Origin of the sequence: Sphingobium lactosutens, from assembly GCF_013393185.1 — a bacterium.
GTDB lineage: Bacteria > Pseudomonadota > Alphaproteobacteria > Sphingomonadales > Sphingomonadaceae > Sphingobium > Sphingobium lactosutens_A.
Map to the genome: position 1 here is coordinate 112695 of NZ_QJQX01000036.1, position 14008 is coordinate 126702.

16 protein-coding genes are annotated in these 14008 nt (G+C 65.7%); 6 read left to right on the forward strand and 10 right to left on the reverse strand.

Annotated elements, in window-relative coordinates; translation table 11 throughout:
- Window positions 1-9: 9 nt before the first annotated feature.
- Window positions 10-915 (reverse strand): methylenetetrahydrofolate reductase, encoded by a 906-nt coding sequence (gene metF, locus DM806_RS06965; RefSeq protein ID WP_179042498.1) that lies wholly within the window; start codon window positions 913-915, stop codon window positions 10-12.
- Window positions 912-1883, reverse strand: coding sequence for an ArsR/SmtB family transcription factor (locus DM806_RS06970; protein ID WP_179042499.1), 972 nt, complete (start codon window positions 1881-1883; stop codon window positions 912-914). Before DM806_RS06970 ends, metF begins: the two co-directional genes overlap by 4 nt.
- A gap of 216 nt (window positions 1884-2099) precedes the next feature.
- Between DM806_RS06970 and DM806_RS06975 the strand changes: the two genes are divergently transcribed.
- The gene (locus DM806_RS06975) at window positions 2100-2318 is read left to right on the forward strand and encodes a circumsporozoite protein (RefSeq protein ID WP_179042500.1); all 219 of its coding nucleotides are present in this window, start codon (window positions 2100-2102) and stop codon (window positions 2316-2318) included.
- Window positions 2319-2392: 74 nt separating this feature from the next.
- Window positions 2393-2647, forward strand: coding sequence for a hypothetical protein (locus DM806_RS06980; protein ID WP_179042501.1), 255 nt, complete (start codon window positions 2393-2395; stop codon window positions 2645-2647).
- A 48-nt stretch (window positions 2648-2695) separates the two neighbouring features.
- Here DM806_RS06980 and DM806_RS06985 read toward each other — a convergent pair whose 3' ends face one another.
- Window positions 2696-3139, reverse strand: coding sequence for a glycine zipper 2TM domain-containing protein (locus tag DM806_RS06985; protein ID WP_179042502.1), 444 nt, complete (start codon window positions 3137-3139; stop codon window positions 2696-2698).
- A gap of 188 nt (window positions 3140-3327) precedes the next feature.
- Here DM806_RS06985 and DM806_RS06990 point away from each other — a divergent pair, with 188 nt between their 5' ends.
- The gene (locus DM806_RS06990) at window positions 3328-4311 is read left to right on the forward strand and encodes an esterase-like activity of phytase family protein (protein ID WP_179042503.1); all 984 of its coding nucleotides are present in this window, start codon (window positions 3328-3330) and stop codon (window positions 4309-4311) included.
- A 107-nt stretch (window positions 4312-4418) separates the two neighbouring features.
- Here DM806_RS06990 and rpmB read toward each other — a convergent pair whose 3' ends face one another.
- Window positions 4419-4712 carry a 50S ribosomal protein L28 gene (gene rpmB, locus DM806_RS06995; RefSeq protein WP_009822595.1) on the reverse strand — a complete coding sequence of 98 codons (294 nt, stop codon included), beginning with the start codon at window positions 4710-4712 and terminating at the stop codon, window positions 4419-4421.
- 145 nt (window positions 4713-4857) lie between these two features.
- On the opposite strand from rpmB, the gene DM806_RS07000 reads away from it, so the two are divergent.
- The gene (locus DM806_RS07000; protein WP_179042504.1) at window positions 4858-5079 is read left to right on the forward strand and encodes a hypothetical protein; all 222 of its coding nucleotides are present in this window, start codon (window positions 4858-4860) and stop codon (window positions 5077-5079) included.
- 38 nt (window positions 5080-5117) lie between these two features.
- Complete coding sequence (locus DM806_RS07005; RefSeq protein WP_179042505.1) at window positions 5118-5576, forward strand: nucleoside deaminase; 459 nt, start codon at window positions 5118-5120, stop codon at window positions 5574-5576.
- Here DM806_RS07005 and DM806_RS07010 read toward each other — a convergent pair.
- Window positions 5538-7436 (reverse strand): hypothetical protein, encoded by a 1899-nt coding sequence (locus tag DM806_RS07010; RefSeq protein ID WP_179042506.1) that lies wholly within the window; start codon window positions 7434-7436, stop codon window positions 5538-5540. The two genes, DM806_RS07005 and DM806_RS07010, sit on opposite strands and share 39 nt — an antisense overlap.
- Before the next feature lie 61 nt (window positions 7437-7497).
- Between DM806_RS07010 and DM806_RS07015 the strand changes: the two genes are divergently transcribed.
- On the forward strand, window positions 7498-7914 hold the full coding sequence (locus DM806_RS07015) for a GtrA family protein (protein WP_179042612.1): 417 nt from the start codon (window positions 7498-7500) through the stop codon (window positions 7912-7914).
- Here DM806_RS07015 and fdhD read toward each other — a convergent pair whose 3' ends face one another.
- From fdhD to DM806_RS07040, 5 genes are read right to left on the reverse strand one after another with little or no spacing between them, the layout of a single operon-like run.
- Complete coding sequence (fdhD, locus tag DM806_RS07020) at window positions 7915-8715, reverse strand: formate dehydrogenase accessory sulfurtransferase FdhD (protein WP_256869149.1); 801 nt, start codon at window positions 8713-8715, stop codon at window positions 7915-7917.
- A 10-nt stretch (window positions 8716-8725) separates the two neighbouring features.
- Window positions 8726-9031 carry a formate dehydrogenase subunit delta gene (locus DM806_RS07025; RefSeq protein WP_179042508.1) on the reverse strand — a complete coding sequence of 102 codons (306 nt, stop codon included), beginning with the start codon at window positions 9029-9031 and terminating at the stop codon, window positions 8726-8728.
- Between the two features lie 10 nt (window positions 9032-9041).
- Window positions 9042-11903: a formate dehydrogenase subunit alpha gene (gene fdhF / locus DM806_RS07030; protein WP_179042509.1), complete on the reverse strand. Its 2862-nt coding sequence runs from the start codon at window positions 11901-11903 to the stop codon at window positions 9042-9044.
- Window positions 11900-13474 (reverse strand): formate dehydrogenase beta subunit, encoded by a 1575-nt coding sequence (locus DM806_RS07035; protein WP_179042510.1) that lies wholly within the window; start codon window positions 13472-13474, stop codon window positions 11900-11902. Before DM806_RS07035 ends, fdhF begins: the two co-directional genes overlap by 4 nt.
- Window positions 13471-13923 carry an NAD(P)H-dependent oxidoreductase subunit E gene (locus DM806_RS07040; RefSeq protein WP_179042511.1) on the reverse strand — a complete coding sequence of 151 codons (453 nt, stop codon included), beginning with the start codon at window positions 13921-13923 and terminating at the stop codon, window positions 13471-13473. The genes DM806_RS07035 and DM806_RS07040 overlap by 4 nt, the downstream gene beginning before the upstream one ends.
- Window positions 13924-14008: the final 85 nt, after the last annotated feature.

A 14008-nucleotide genomic window follows, 5' to 3' on the forward strand; every position in this document is an offset into this window, starting at 1 on the left:
TGGTTGTTGTCAGGCGTCCGCCATCACCTTGGGCCGCAGCCCGAGCAGATGGCAGATCGCATAGCTATGTTCCGCCCGATTGAGCGTGTAGAAATGGAAGTCGCGCACGCCGCCTTCATAGAGTTTGCGGCACAGTTCGGCCGCGATCGTCGCCGATACCAGCTGGCGCGCGGCGGGATGATCGTCCAGCCCTTCGAACAGGCGCGCCATCCAGAGGGGCACGTCGGTGTTGCACATGGCGGCCATGCGCTGGGTCGCGGCGAAATTGCTGACCGGCATGATGCCCGGCACGATGTCCGCGCTGATGCCGGCGGCCAGCACCTTGTCCATGAAGCGGAAATAGGTTTCGGGCGCGAAGAAGAACTGGGTGATCGCGCGGGTCGCCCCGGCGTCCAGCTTGCGCTTCAGATTGTCGAGGTCGCTCTGCGCGCTCGCGGCGTCGGGGTGGACTTCCGGATAGGCGGACACGCTAATCTCGAACGCATGGCGCTTCATCAGCCCTTCGACCAGATCGGCCGCGCCGGTGTATCCTTCCGGGTGCGGCTCGAACGTGCCGCCGGCTTCGGGCGGATCGCCGCGCAGCGCCACGATATGACGCACGCCCGCTTCCCAATAGGCGTCGGCAATCTCGGCAATCTCATCCTTGCTCGCCGCGACGCAGGTCAGGTGCGCGGCGGCGGCCAGCGGCGTTTCCTGCGCGATGCGGGCGACCGTATTATGGGTCCGCTCGCGCGTGGAGCCGCCCGCGCCATAGGTGACGGACACGAATTTGGGCGCCAGCGGCGTCAGCGTCTCGATCGCCGACCAGAGCTGCGCTTCCATCTTCTCCGTCTTGGGCGGGAAGAATTCGAAGCTGACCTGGCAGTCGCCTGCCAGATCCGCATAAAGCGGTGCAGCGTTATCATTGAGGGTCATGCGGAAATCCGTCCTTCGATGGGCAGGACCCGCGCGCCCTTGCGCCGTCCCAGCCAGAGTTGCACCGTCAGTTCCTGCCCAGGCAGCGTTTCCACCCGTTCCAGGTCCAGGCCCGCATCCGCGAACCAGCGTTCAATCTGTTCGTCGGCAAAGCCCAGGCGCGCATGCTGGTCGCGCGACCGCAGCTCTTCCCGTTCATGCGCCGCGAAATCGGCGATCAGCACCCGGCCATTGGCCGCCGTCACCCGCGCCGCTTCGGCAATCGCCGCCTCGGGCGCCTGCGCATAATGCAGCACCTGATGCAGGACCACCGTGTCGGCGCTGCCCGGTTCCAGCGGCAGGTCGAGGAAATCGCCCAGCAGCAGCGCATATTTGTCGCCGGCATCCTGCGGCAGCTTGGCACGCGCCATCCGCAACATGTCGGGACTGCGGTCGAGCGCCGTCACCTGATCGGCCGTGGCGCCGAACAATTCGATGATCCGCCCGGTGCCGGTGCCGATATCGAGCAGATGACCGATCGGCTCGCGCGCCAGCAGCGTCTTCATCGCCGCCTCCACCTGCGCTTCGGGCACATGGAGCGACCGGATCGCGTCCCATTCCTCGGCATGTTCGGCGAAATAGGTTTCGGCCGCGCTTGCGCGATCGGCCCGCACCGCCGCCAGCCGGGCAAGGTCCGCCGCCTGCCATAATTTCTCGCCCTCGGATGGGGTCAGCCGGTCGAACAGGTCCAGAAAGGGCGCAACCTCCGCGCCGCGTCCCAGCCGCAGGAAGACCCAGTTGCCCTCTTTCCGCCGTTCGACCAGACCGGCTTCGGCAAGGATGCGGACATGACGCGACACGCGCGGCTGGCTCTGCCCCACGACCTGCGCGATCTCGCCCACGGCCAGTTCCATCGCCCGCAGCAGATGGACGATCCGCAGGCGCGTCGGGTCTCCCAAAGCGCGAAAAATGTCGAGGGCGGACAGCATGACGCGATCATATAAAGAAATCTTTATATGCGTCAATGCTCCTCATTTTTCGGGACCGACGCACCAAAGGAGGTAGCGTAACTGCCCGCATTTGCACGATTGGGATTGCCTTGCCCTTTCCAAAGCATTACGAATCGCGGCGCAGGCGCAATGGGGGGTGAGCTTTTCTCCGAGAGTGGTCTGCATCTTTTTTTTCTCAGAGAGGGGTTGTTGCCCATGACCAAGTCGATTGCTCTTTCGCTCGTTCTCGCCGCTTCGCTCGGCCTCGCCGCCTGCTCGGGTGGCCACACCGAAAACGCCGCGAACAACGCTGCGAACGCTGCCGAGAACGCTTCGAACGCTGCCGACAACGCCATGAACGCCGCGCTGAACGCCGCCGACAACGCTGCGAACGCTGCGTCGAACGCGACCAACAACGCCGCGAACGCGATGTAAGTCCCGTTTACGGGAAGATTTCGGGAAAGGGTCGCACCGGCAACGGTGCGGCCCTTTTTCATTAGGAGACGATGATGAACCGCCGCTTCGCGCCTTTCTGCCTCCTGCTGGGCCTTGCCGGTTGCGGGTCGGGATCGGACGATGGCGTGGGCGGCGTCAGCGCCAGCGAGGCGCGCGCGCTGAACGAGGTCGCCGCGACGCTCGACGCACAGACTGGAACGGTACAGGACGGGCAGGACGGCCTGAACCCGGCCGCCCAAGCGGCAGCCGCCGCCGATCGTGGACGCATCGCACCGGCACTTCCTGCGAACGAAGCGGGCGCACGATAAAGGGCCGCCCCTTGCGGAACGGCCCTTCCTGCGATCGACGATCGGATTTTAGCAGTTACGGTCGATCGCGCGACCGGCCAGCGCACCGACGCCTGCGCCGATGATGGCGCCCGTCGTGCCGTCGCCCCGGCCATAGCGGCCCGAACCCTTGCCGACCTCGTTACCGAGCAGGCCACCGGCGATGGCGCCGATGATGGTGCCGCCCGTGCCATTGTCCCGGCAGCGATAGCCGCCACGATAGCGGTCGCCGCGGTAATAATTGTTGCGATAGTAACGGTCGCCGCGATAGCCGCGATAAGAGTCGCCGCGATACCCGCGATCGCCGCGCCAGCCACGATCACCCCGATAGCCGCCGTCGCCGCGATAATAATCGCCGCGATCATAGCCGCCGCGATAATGGTCACGGGCCATCGCCGGGGTGGCGGTGACGGCCAGGGAAGCAGCGCCCATCGCCAGAGCGGCTCCCAAATTCACCAGAAACTTCATCTTCATGGCGGTGCTCCTTCAAAAAGCCATCATCATGGCGAAGGTCCGTTGACGGGATTCGCCTTTGATTGACGTCCTTATGGGCGATTCGCCTTGAGCCGGTCCTGAATAGGCCTGTCAGCCGCCGTTAAGCTGAAAACGGTTCGGCACTGCTATGCTGCGTCCTGCCGGATAATATCCTATGGCCTTGGGCGATGACGCGAATCCTGATCGTGCTGGCGCTCGCCATCCTGCTGCTGCCGGCCCCTCCCCCAAGCAAGCCGGAGATCGTGCATCCCGGCGCGCTGCTGGTCACGGCCCGGCCGCTGGCGCTCAATGCCGGCAGGCCGGAGCAGCGCCGCGTCGGCGACCTGGCCTATCTGGGTGGCTGGGAATTGCGCAGCGACAATGCCGGCTTCGGCGGCATTTCCGCGCTGCTGGCGTCGTCCAATGGCGACATGCTGGACCTCAGCGATTCCGGCATATTGATGGGCTTCCATGTCGGCGAAGGCGCGGCCCGGCGCCGCCCGTTCATCGCGCCGCTGCCAATCCGTCCGCAGGACCGCCATCGCCCCTGGTGGGCGTGGGATTCGGAATCCCTGACCCATGACCCGGAAAGCGATCGCTATTGGGTGGGGTTCGAACTGCAACAGGCGATCTGCCGCTATTCCCCCGGCTTTGCCCATGTCGAGGGCTGCCGGACCTGGCCGGAGATCTTCGCCTGGCCCGAAACCGGGTCGATCGAATCACTCGCCCGCCTGCCCGACGGCCGGTTCATCGCGATCGGGGAAATGGGGATGACGCCCGACGGCCGCCACGACGTGTTGCTGTTTCCCGGCGATCCGGCCGACCATGGCACCGCCAACCCCATTCATCTTCGCTATGCGCCGCCGCAGGGCTATCGCCCGACCGATGCGGTGGCGCTGGATGAACGGCATCTGCTGGTGCTCAATCGCCGCCTGACCCTGCAGGAGCTTTTCACCGCGACGATCGCCATCGTCGACCTGCCCGAGCATCTCGAGCCGGGCGCGCTATTGAAGGCCCGCACTCTCGCCCGGCTCGCGCCGCCATTGCTGGCGGACAATTTCGAGGGGATGGCGGTGACGCGCGAAAAGGGGCGGCCGATCCTCTGGGTGGTGTCGGACGACAATCATGAATTCTTCCAGCGCACATTGTTGCTGAAATTCGGGCTGGATTGACGGGCGGACCCGTGCGGTGCGTTTCGAGCCAGGCTGGAAACATCAGACAACGCAAAAAAGCGGCCCGGTGAGGGGCCGCTCCTTATGCCGAAACGAATCGAAGCGAATCAGGCCGCGGCGGCGGCCTTCTTCTTGACGATGTCGCGCTTCAGGCGGCGGGCCTTCAGCGACAGCTTGTCGTCGCTGGTCTTGACCAGCCAGTTGTCCAGGCCGCCATTATGCTCGACCGAGCGCAGACCATGGGTCGACACGCGCAGCTTCACGGTGGTTTCCAGCGCTTCGGAGATCAGCGAAACATTCTGCAGGTTGGGCAGGAACACACGCTTGGTCTTGTTATTGGCGTGGGAAACATTGTGACCCACCTGGCGACCCTTACCGGTCAGCTCGCAAATGCGCGACATAGTCAATCAACCTTTGAAATTCGGGTTCGTTCGGAAAGCCGCGCCGATAACGGGATTCCCTGCCCCCGTCAAGCCGCAGCGAACGGGATCGCAACCCTTGGCAATCCCGCGCGTTGAAAGGGCAACTAGCCCAAAGGAGGCGGAAATGCGAATCATTGGTGGATTGCTGGTCATCATTTTGCTCGTTCTTGCCGGCGGCATCGCCACCGGCTTCATCGACCTGCAGAAAACACAGGCGGGCCGCCTGCCCGAAGTCGCGGTGAAGGAAGGCGCGCTCCCCAAATATGAGGCGAACGTGGCGAAGGTGCAGGTCGGCACCCGCAAGGAAACGGTCGACGTCCCCACGGTGGACGTGAAGAAGCCCTGATCCTTTCGCCGGATGCGATGATCCTGTAACGGCGGGGCATGACCCCGCCCTTTCCCCTGCCCGCGCCGATGCGCCGTGCGCTCGACCTTGCCCGCGCGGCGGAAGCGGCGGGCGAAGTGCCGATCGGCGCGGTAGTGACAAAGGACGGCGCGATCATCGGCGAGGGCGAGAATCGCAACCGGCGCGACAATGATCCGACCGCCCATGCCGAGATCGTCGCGATGCGGGCGGCGGCGGCGTATCTGAACGACTTTCGCCTCACCGGCTGCGACCTATGGGTCACGCTGGAGCCGTGCCCGATGTGCGCGGGGGCCATTTCCCATGCCCGAATCGCGCGGCTCTATTATGCGGCGGCCGATCCCAAGGGCGGCGGGCTCGAACAGGGGCCGCGCCTCTTCACGCATCCGCAATGCCTGCACCGGCCGGACGTCTACGGCGGCATCGCCGAGGCCGAAGCCTCAGCGCTGCTGCGCGGCTTTTTTGTCGCCCGGCGCTGAATAGAGGATCCAGTAGAGCTGATAGGGCATGGTCATGCTGGTCTTGAGCTTCACCGGCGCCAGCCAGTTGGGCAGCTTGCCCCGCATCAGGTCCGCATAGAAGCCCTTGGGACTGCGCGACTGATAGATGGTGCCTTCGGGGAAATCGGGGCAGATCAGCAGGTAGGTCGCATGATGCTTCGCCGCGATCGCGCGGAAGTCGCTCGCCGGGCCGTCAAAGGCATGGTGGATGTCGAGGATCGTCGCGCCGTTGCGATGATAGGGACCGGCGAGCGCGCTATGATGCGTCGTCGCCAGGATGCGCGGGCCAAGGTCCACCATGGTGAAGATCGTCGCGGGCGGAAGCTGATCCAGCAACTCCAGCGCCGGCAGCGTGCGGCAGCGGCCATTGGCCTTCTTGATCGCTTCGGTCCGCGCCACGGCCGAAGGGCGCCACGGCCGGGGCTTGTTGCCGGTCGCGTCCTGATAGAATTTCACCATCTGCGGATAGAGCGGATAGGCGCAGGCGATCGCCGCCAGCAGCGCCACGCCCGCACCCGCCGCGATCCGCACCCGGCGCGTGCCGGTCAGCACTGCCGCGACCAGCCGGTGCGCAGCCCAGGCGGCGGGCGGGATTGCCAGCAGTTGCGCCGCCGGTCCCGCGCGCAGCTGCCAGAAGAGCAAGGCGGTCGAAAAGAGCATCATCAGCCCCACCGTCGCCCAGGCCCAGAGCCGCTCACTGTCGCGCCGCGAATCCCACAGCGCCCAGAGCAGGCCGATAAGGCCCGCCACCGGCACCGCCAGCAACGGCACGACCAGGCTCTGCGCCTGCGCCGTGATCGGCTTGGCCTCGCGGATATTGGCGAGCCAGAGCCTCTCCAGCTCGGGCGAAATCTGGTAGGGGCTAAGGCATTGCGGCCAGTTCAGCCAGAAGAAGGCGGCGACCGCCCCGCCCACGACCGCGCCCGCCGCCAGCCGCACCGGCCAGCCGCGTAAGGGTGCCAGCGACAGGATCACCATGCCCGCGCCCGCCGCGCCGAACACCGCCACCCAGATGGGCGACAGCGCGTCGCACACCATTTCGCGATTGGCGTAGCTGGCGAAGAGCAAATAGAGGAGCGAGGTCGCGCCCGCGAGACTGAGCGCATAGGGCAGCATCCGCCGCTCCGCGCCCGGCCGGAACACCCAGCGCAGCGCAATAAGGCCCCCACCCGCCGCCAGATAGACGATCATTTCCATGCCTATCGCGATGGATAGGGCGCTACTGACGCCCGCCATCACGCCGCCGCGCAGACGATTGCCGTCGATCACCCCCGCCAGCATCGTCAGCGCCAGCGCCAGCTGCCAGCCATGATGGTCGATCCGCATCGGCCCATACATGCCAAGGCCCATCTGGGCCGCGAGCGGCGCCAGCACCGCCAGGAACCAGCCGTTCGGCCCTGCCAGCCGCCGCCCGATAAAACCCAGGCTCAGCATCAGCAGCAGCAGGGGCAGCAGCGGCGCGATACCGCAGGCAAGGCGATCGGCCATCCCCTGATCGACGAAGGCGCGGAAGAAGAGGATCAGCCCGGCGAGCGGAATATCGACGATGCGCGACCAGTGGATATTCGCCCCGCCCGGCGGATCGAGCCGATATTGGCGCAGGTCGTACCACCCCTGCCCCGCCAGCCAGTCCTTCACCTGCACATAGCGGATATTGTCGTCGGTATCGCTGAGCACCAGCCAGTGGACCGCCGGCCAGCGCGACACGATCATCGACACCGCGATGACGATCCAGATCAGGAAGGTCAGCCATTTCCAGTGCCGCGCCGCATGGACGGACAACAGAGCAGCCCATCGGCCGGTACGATCACGCAGGGTTTCGCCGCTATGCAAGGTCATGGGCGTCGATTAGACGCTCCGCATCAAAGCGCAACGGGGCCATATGAAATTCCTCTCCCGCCTGACAATCCTTTCCCGGCTGTCACCCGATCATCGGGCGCTGTTCTGGCAGATCGTCCGCTATGGCCTGACCGGCCTGTTCGTCACCGCCTGTCAGGCGGCGATCTACTGGAGCCTTGCCGCGCTTGCCGGACTGCATGTGCAGATCGCCAATCTGATCGGTTATGGCGCTGCCGTCTGCATCGGCTATGTCTCGCACAGCCTCTTCACCTTCCGCGATCAGAATCAGAGCGACGGCCATGCCACGCGCGGCGCGAAATTCGTCGCGGTGTCGCTGGTCAGCTATGCGCTCAATGCGCTCTGGGTCTGGCTATGCGTCACCCATATGGGCTGGCCGGAATGGTCGCCCATCCCCGCCATGGTCTTCGTCACGCCCGCGATCGTCTTCCTGCTGAACAGGAAATGGGTGTTTCGGTAATCATATCGGATCGCGCGCGAGCAACGCATCCGATCGTGCCAATACGACGATGGGCAGTCCGGCCTGCGCCGCCCGCTCCGCCGCCAGTCGCGTCGGGGCGGAAATGGTGACGAGCAGCGGGCAATTCGCCAGCGCCGCCTTCTCCACCAGTTCATAGGAACAGCGGGACGACAGGAGCGCGAAACCGCCGTCCCAGTCCGCCCCGGACCGGATCATGGCGCCGATCAGCTTGTCGAACGCATTGTGCCGCCCGACATCCTCCCGCGCCAGCCGGATCGCACCCTCTGCGTCCACCCAGGCTGCGGCGTGCGCCGCCCCCGTCGCGCCATTCAATGGCTGATGATCGCGCAGCCCCTCAAGTGCCCGGAAAATCGCGGCCCGATCCGCCTGCGAGGTCGCAGTGATGCGCGGCAGTGGCCGTATCGCCTGCTCCAGATTTTCTATGCCGCACAGGCCGCAGGAGGAATCCGACGCCCGGTGCCGCACCCGATCCAGCAGCCCATCGGTGCGATGCGGGGGCAGGGTCGCGCGCGCAATGATGCCCGCGCCGGTATCATGCACATCGACATCCAGCAGCGCATCGTCGCGCGTCACCAGCCGCTCGGCCAAGCTGAACCCCTGCACAAGATCCCCGATGTCGGCCGGCGTCGCCATCAGCACGGCATAGCCCGCGCCATTATATTCGATCGCGACCGGCACTTCCTCCGCCAGCGGCCGATTGATCGCCTGCTGCGCGCCGTCGGGAGTCAGGCGGTCGAACGACAGGGCCGCGAACGGCGCGGCGCTGTGCGCGTCCGTCAAAGGGGCATGCTCAACCGGCGTCGCAATGGCCCGCCTCATCCACCGTGTTGAACTGCGTTGCATCGACCTTGCCTGCCGACCTGCCCTGCGCAATTTGTGCGACGGCGGCGGCGACCGTTGGCGACAGCCGGTCCGGCTCCGCCTGCGCGATCGCGATGATCTGCGCCTTCATCCGCGGATCCCAGAAGCTGGTCAGATGCGCCGCCAGCGCCGTCACCGCGCGCGCTTCGCCCAGCGTCGCCATGTTTCGGGCGATCTGGTGCGCCATATAGATCAGGCGGTCGGTCGTTGACATGACATGGGTGTCGTCGGACATGGCCGCCACTCTATTCCGCTGCTTCCAAAGGCGCAATGCGTCGGCTCTGCCGCGCCTGATCGGCATAGTCCTGCTGCCAGTCGCTCGGCCCGTTGGACGCCATGACCTGCACCGCCGTCACCTTATATTCGGGGCAGTTGGTGGCCCAGTCCGAAAAATCGGTGGTGATGACGTTGGCCTGCGTTTCGGGATGGTGGAAGGTCGTATAAACCACCCCCGGCGCGACCCGTTCGGTGATGAGCGCGCGGAGCGTCGTTTCCCCTGCCCGGCTGCGCAGCGTGACCCAGTCGCCATCCTTGAGGCCGCGATTGTCGGCGTCGCTGGGATGGATTTCCAGCCGGTCCTCCGGGTGCCAGGCGGTGTTGGCGGTGCGGCGCGTCTGCGCGCCGACATTATAATGACTGAGGATGCGGCCGGTGGTCAGCAGCAGCGGGAAGCGCGGGCCGGTCTTCTCGTCGGTCGGGACATAGTCGGTGACGACGAACTTGCCCTTACCGCGCACGAAGCCGCCGATGTGCATCGTCGGCGTGCCGTCCGGTGCGGCATCATTGGCCGGCCATTGCAGCGATCCTTCCGCTTCCAGCCGGTCATAATGGACGCCGGCAAAGGTCGGGGTCAGCGCCGCTATCTCATCCATGATCTGCGACGGATGGTCGTAGGTCCAGTCGAGACCCATGGCGTTCGCCACCAGTTGGACGATCTCCCAGTCGGCATAGCCGTTCAGCGGCGCCATCACCTTCCGCACGCGCTGGATGCGCCGTTCGGCATTGGTGAAGGTGCCATCCTTTTCCAGGAAGGTCGATCCGGGGAGGAAGATATGGGCGTAATTGGCGGTTTCGTTCAGGAACAGATCCTGCACCACAACGCATTCCATCGCCGCCAGCCCCGCCGCGACATGGTGGGTGTTGGGATCGGACTGGAGGATATCCTCGCCCTGCACGAACAGCCCCTTGAAGCTACCGTCGGTCGCGGCGTCGAGCATGTTGGGAATGCGCAGCCCCGGCTCGCTGTCGAGCGTCACGCCCCATGCCCTTTCGAACAGGGTGCGCGTGGCGGTGTCGGAGACATGGCGATAGCCGCTAAACTCATGCGGGAAGCTGCCCATGTCGCAGGCGCCCTGGACATTATTCTGGCCCCGCAGCGGGTTCACTCCCACGCCCTCGCGCCCGACATTGCCGGTCGCCATAGCAAGATTGGCGATCGCCATCACCGTCGACGACCCCTGGCTATGCTCGGTAACGCCCAGCCCGTAATAGATCGCGCCATTGCCGCCGGTGGCATAGAGCCGTGCGGCCGCCCGCACATCCTCCGCCTTCACGCCCGTGAGCGGCTCGATCGCCTCGGGCGAGCGGGCCGGTTGCGACACGAATTCCGCCCAGTCGGCAAATTCGTCCCAGTCGCACCGTTCGCGGATGAAGGTTTCGTCATAGAGCTTCTCGGTCACGACCACATGGGCGAGCGCGGTCAGCATCGCAACATTGGTGCCCGGGCGCAGGGGCAGATGATGCTCCGCCGCGACATGGGGCGACTGGACCAGATCGGTGCGGCGCGGATCGATGACGATCAGCTTCGCGCCCGGCTTTCCATTATTGGGCCGCAGCCGCTTCTTCATGCGGCTGGCGAAGACCGGATGACCGTCGGTCGGGTTGGCGCCGATGACGAGGATCACGTCCGCCTGCATCACGCTGTCGAAATCCTGCGTCCCTGCCGATGTGCCGAAGGTCTGGCTGAGGCCATAGCCGGTCGGCGAGTGGCAGACGCGGGCGCAGGTATCGACATTGTTATTGCCGAAGCCCTGCCGGATCAGCTTCTGGACGAGAAAGGTTTCCTCATTGGTGCAGCGGCTGGACGTGATGCCGCCGATGGAGCGCGTGCCATATTTCGCCTGGATGCGGCGGAACTCGGACGCGGTGTGGGCGATCGCTTCGTCCCACGACACTTCGCGCCAGGGTTCGCTGACCGATGCGCGGATCATGGGGTTGAGGATACGGTCCTGATGCTGGGCATAGCCCCAGGCGAAACGGCCCTTGACGCAGCTATGGCCGCGATTGGCCTTGCCGTCCTTCCACGGCACCATGCGCACCAGCTCCTCGCCCCGCATTTCCGCGCGGAAGGTGCAGCCGACGCCGCAATAGGCGCAGGTGGTGACGACGGCGCGGTCGGGCGTGCCGCTTTCGACCACCTTCTTCTCGATCAGCGACGCGGTCGGGCAGGCCTGCACGCAGGCGCCGCAGGACACGCATTCGGAGCCGAGGAAATCCTCGCCCTGCGACGGCGCGACTTTGGAGTCGAACCCCTTATTCTCGATGGTGAGGGCGAAGGTGCCCTGCACTTCCTCGCAGGCGCGCACGCAGCGCGAGCAGACGATGCACTTGGAGGGATCGAAGTCGAAATAAGGGTTCGACTGGTCCTTCGCCTGTCCCATATTGGTAGCGCCGTCATAGCCGTAGCGCACGTCGCGCAGGCCGACCGCGCCCGCCTGTTCCTGCAATTCGCAGTCGCCATTGGCGCCGCAGGTCAGGCAGTCGAGCGGATGGTCGGAAATATAGAGTTCCATCACTCCGCGCCGCAGCTGTTTCAGCCGGTCGGTCTGGGTGCGCACGACCATGCCCTCGGCAACCGGCGTGGTGCAGGAGGCGGGATAGCCGTTGCGGCCTTCGACTTCGACCAGGCAGAGGCGGCAGGAGCCGAAACTCTCCACGCTGTCGGTGGCGCAGAGCCTGGGGATGGAACCGCCCAGCAGCGAGGCGGCGCGCATGATGCTGGTGCCTTCGGGCAGAGTGACGCTCTGACCGTCGATGGTCAGGGTGACGGACTTGCCGGTCGCCAAGGCGGGTGGCGTGCCATGGTCGGTTTCGCGGGTATAGGTCATTCCGCGGCCTCCTTCACGGGCGCATTCGCGCCGAAATCCTCGGGGAAATAGTCGAGCGCGCTCAACACCGGATAGGGGGTGAAGCCCCCCAGCGCGCAGAGCGAGCCATATTTCATCGTGTCGGCAAGGTCGCGCAGGAGGGTGGCCTGCGCGTCGATCGAGACGTCGATCCGGTCGGGCGCGCGGGAATAGAGGGCTTTGCCCAGATAGCCGCTGCCCGCTTCGCTCACAGTTACCGGCGCAGCATCGCGCGCGCCGATGATCCGGTCCATGATCTCCACCCCGCGGGTCGATCCGATCCGGCAGGGCGTGCATTTGCCGCAGCTTTCGGCCGCGCAGAATTCCATGGCGAAGCGCGCCATATGCGCCATGTCGACGCTGTCGTCGAAGACGGTGATCCCGGCATGGCCGATCAGTCCGCCCGCCTGCGCGAACGCTTCATAATCGAAGGGCAGATCGAACATCGACGGCGGGAAATAGGCGCCCAGCGGCCCACCCACCTGCACCGCGCGAACTGGCCGCCCGCTCGCGGTGCCGCCGCCAATCGCGTTCACCAGCTCACCCAGGGTGATGCCGAAGCCGATCTCATAGAGGCCGCCATGCTGTACATTGCCCGCCAGCTGCACCGGCATGGTCCCACGCGACCGGCCGAAGCCGACCGCCGCATAGGCCTCCGGTCCCTCGGCCAATATGAAGGGCACGGCGGCAAGGCTCAGCACATTGTTGATGACCGTGGGCTGGCCAAACAGGCCCTGCAAGGCGGGGAGCGGCGGCTTCGCCCGCACCTGCCCGCGCTTGCCCTCAATGCTGTCGAGCAACGCCGTCTCCTCGCCGCAGACATAGGCGCCCGCGCCCTCGCGCACTTCCAACGTGAAGGGTGAGACGATATGCGCCGACGCCTCGATCGCCGCGCGCATGGTCGCGATGCAGAAAGGATATTCGGAGCGGATATAGATATAGCCATGGCCCGCGCCGACTGCATGGGCGGCGATCGCCATGCCCTCGATCAGGCAGAAGGGGTCGCCCTCCATCAGCATCCGGTCGGCGAAGGTGCCGCTGTCGCCCTCGTCGGCGTTGCAGACGATATATTTGTCGCCGGCGGGGGCATCCAAGACGGTCTGCCATTTGATTCCGGTCGGGAAGCCGGCCCCGCCGCGCCCGCGCAGGCCCGACACCTTGACGGCATCGACCACCTGTTGCGGCGTTTGTCTGCGCGCCGTCTCCAGCCCCTCCCAGCCACGGTGCGCGGCATAATCGGACAGGCTCAATGGATCGATGACGCCGCAGCGCGCAAAGGTGAAGCGCTGCTGGCTCGCGAAGAAGGGCAGGTCTTCCACCTTGCCGAGCCGATTGATGTGCGTGCCGTCCAGCACCGCCGCCACATCCTGCGGCCCGACCGGCCCGAAGCCGATGCGGCCTTCGTCCGTCTCCAACTCGACCAAAGGCTCGATGCTGAAAAGCCCGCGCGATCCGGTGCGCACGACATCGCAACCCGCATCGGCGAAGGCGCGCGCGACTTCGTCAGCGCCCAGCGCGACCGATGCCATGTCGCGGCTGATGAAGACTTTCATGCCGCCACCTCCACCGCGATCCGATCCAGCGCGGCGGCGTCGATCCGCGCCACCGGCCGGCCGTCGACCAGTGCGTTGGGGCCGATCGCGCACAGGCCAAGGCAATAGACCGGCTCCAGCGCGACCTGCCCGTCGGCGCGCGTCGCGCCCATCGCCACGCCCAGCCGCCGCGCAGCCGCTTCCTCGATCGCCGCGCCGCCGCGCGCCTGACAGCTTTCCGCCCGGCACAGCTTAACGACATGGCGGCCCGGCGCGGTGCGGCGGAAATCATGGTAGAAGGTGACAACGCCATGCACGTCCGCCCGACTGAGGTTCAGCGCTCTGGCGATCACCGGCACCAGCGCGTCGTCGATGTAGCCGGCCTCTTCCTGCATCGCATGGAGCAACGGCAACAGCCGGTCGCGCGTCGCGCCATGGCGCGCGGTCCACTCGGTGACAAAATCTTCCATCATACCCTGCCATTTTAGGCCCATTTTGCCCATGATAGTGCGCGCGGGCAGTCAGAGGGTCAAATCGAAGTCGGGCATATTTGAT

Coding starts and splice junctions, on each gene's coding strand:
- DM806_RS07010 (WP_179042506.1), bottom strand. CDS start 7,436: ATGACCTTGCATAGCGGCGAAACCCTGCGTGATCGTACCGGCCGATGG.
- fdhF (WP_179042509.1), bottom strand. CDS start 11,903: ATGACCTATACCCGCGAAACCGACCATGGCACGCCACCCGCCTTGGCG.
- DM806_RS07005 (WP_179042505.1), top strand. CDS start 5,118: ATGACCCCGCCCTTTCCCCTGCCCGCGCCGATGCGCCGTGCGCTCGAC.
- DM806_RS06975 (WP_179042500.1), top strand. CDS start 2,100: ATGACCAAGTCGATTGCTCTTTCGCTCGTTCTCGCCGCTTCGCTCGGC.
- rpmB (WP_009822595.1), bottom strand. CDS start 4,712: ATGTCGCGCATTTGCGAGCTGACCGGTAAGGGTCGCCAGGTGGGTCAC.
- DM806_RS06980 (WP_179042501.1), top strand. CDS start 2,393: ATGAACCGCCGCTTCGCGCCTTTCTGCCTCCTGCTGGGCCTTGCCGGT.
- DM806_RS07035 (WP_179042510.1), bottom strand. CDS start 13,474: ATGAAAGTCTTCATCAGCCGCGACATGGCATCGGTCGCGCTGGGCGCT.
- DM806_RS07040 (WP_179042511.1), bottom strand. CDS start 13,923: ATGGAAGATTTTGTCACCGAGTGGACCGCGCGCCATGGCGCGACGCGC.
- DM806_RS07000 (WP_179042504.1), top strand. CDS start 4,858: ATGCGAATCATTGGTGGATTGCTGGTCATCATTTTGCTCGTTCTTGCC.
- DM806_RS06990 (WP_179042503.1), top strand. CDS start 3,328: ATGACGCGAATCCTGATCGTGCTGGCGCTCGCCATCCTGCTGCTGCCG.
- metF (WP_179042498.1), bottom strand. CDS start 915: ATGACCCTCAATGATAACGCTGCACCGCTTTATGCGGATCTGGCAGGC.
- DM806_RS06970 (WP_179042499.1), bottom strand. CDS start 1,883: ATGCTGTCCGCCCTCGACATTTTTCGCGCTTTGGGAGACCCGACGCGC.
- DM806_RS07025 (WP_179042508.1), bottom strand. CDS start 9,031: ATGTCCGACGACACCCATGTCATGTCAACGACCGACCGCCTGATCTAT.
- DM806_RS06985 (WP_179042502.1), bottom strand. CDS start 3,139: ATGAAGATGAAGTTTCTGGTGAATTTGGGAGCCGCTCTGGCGATGGGC.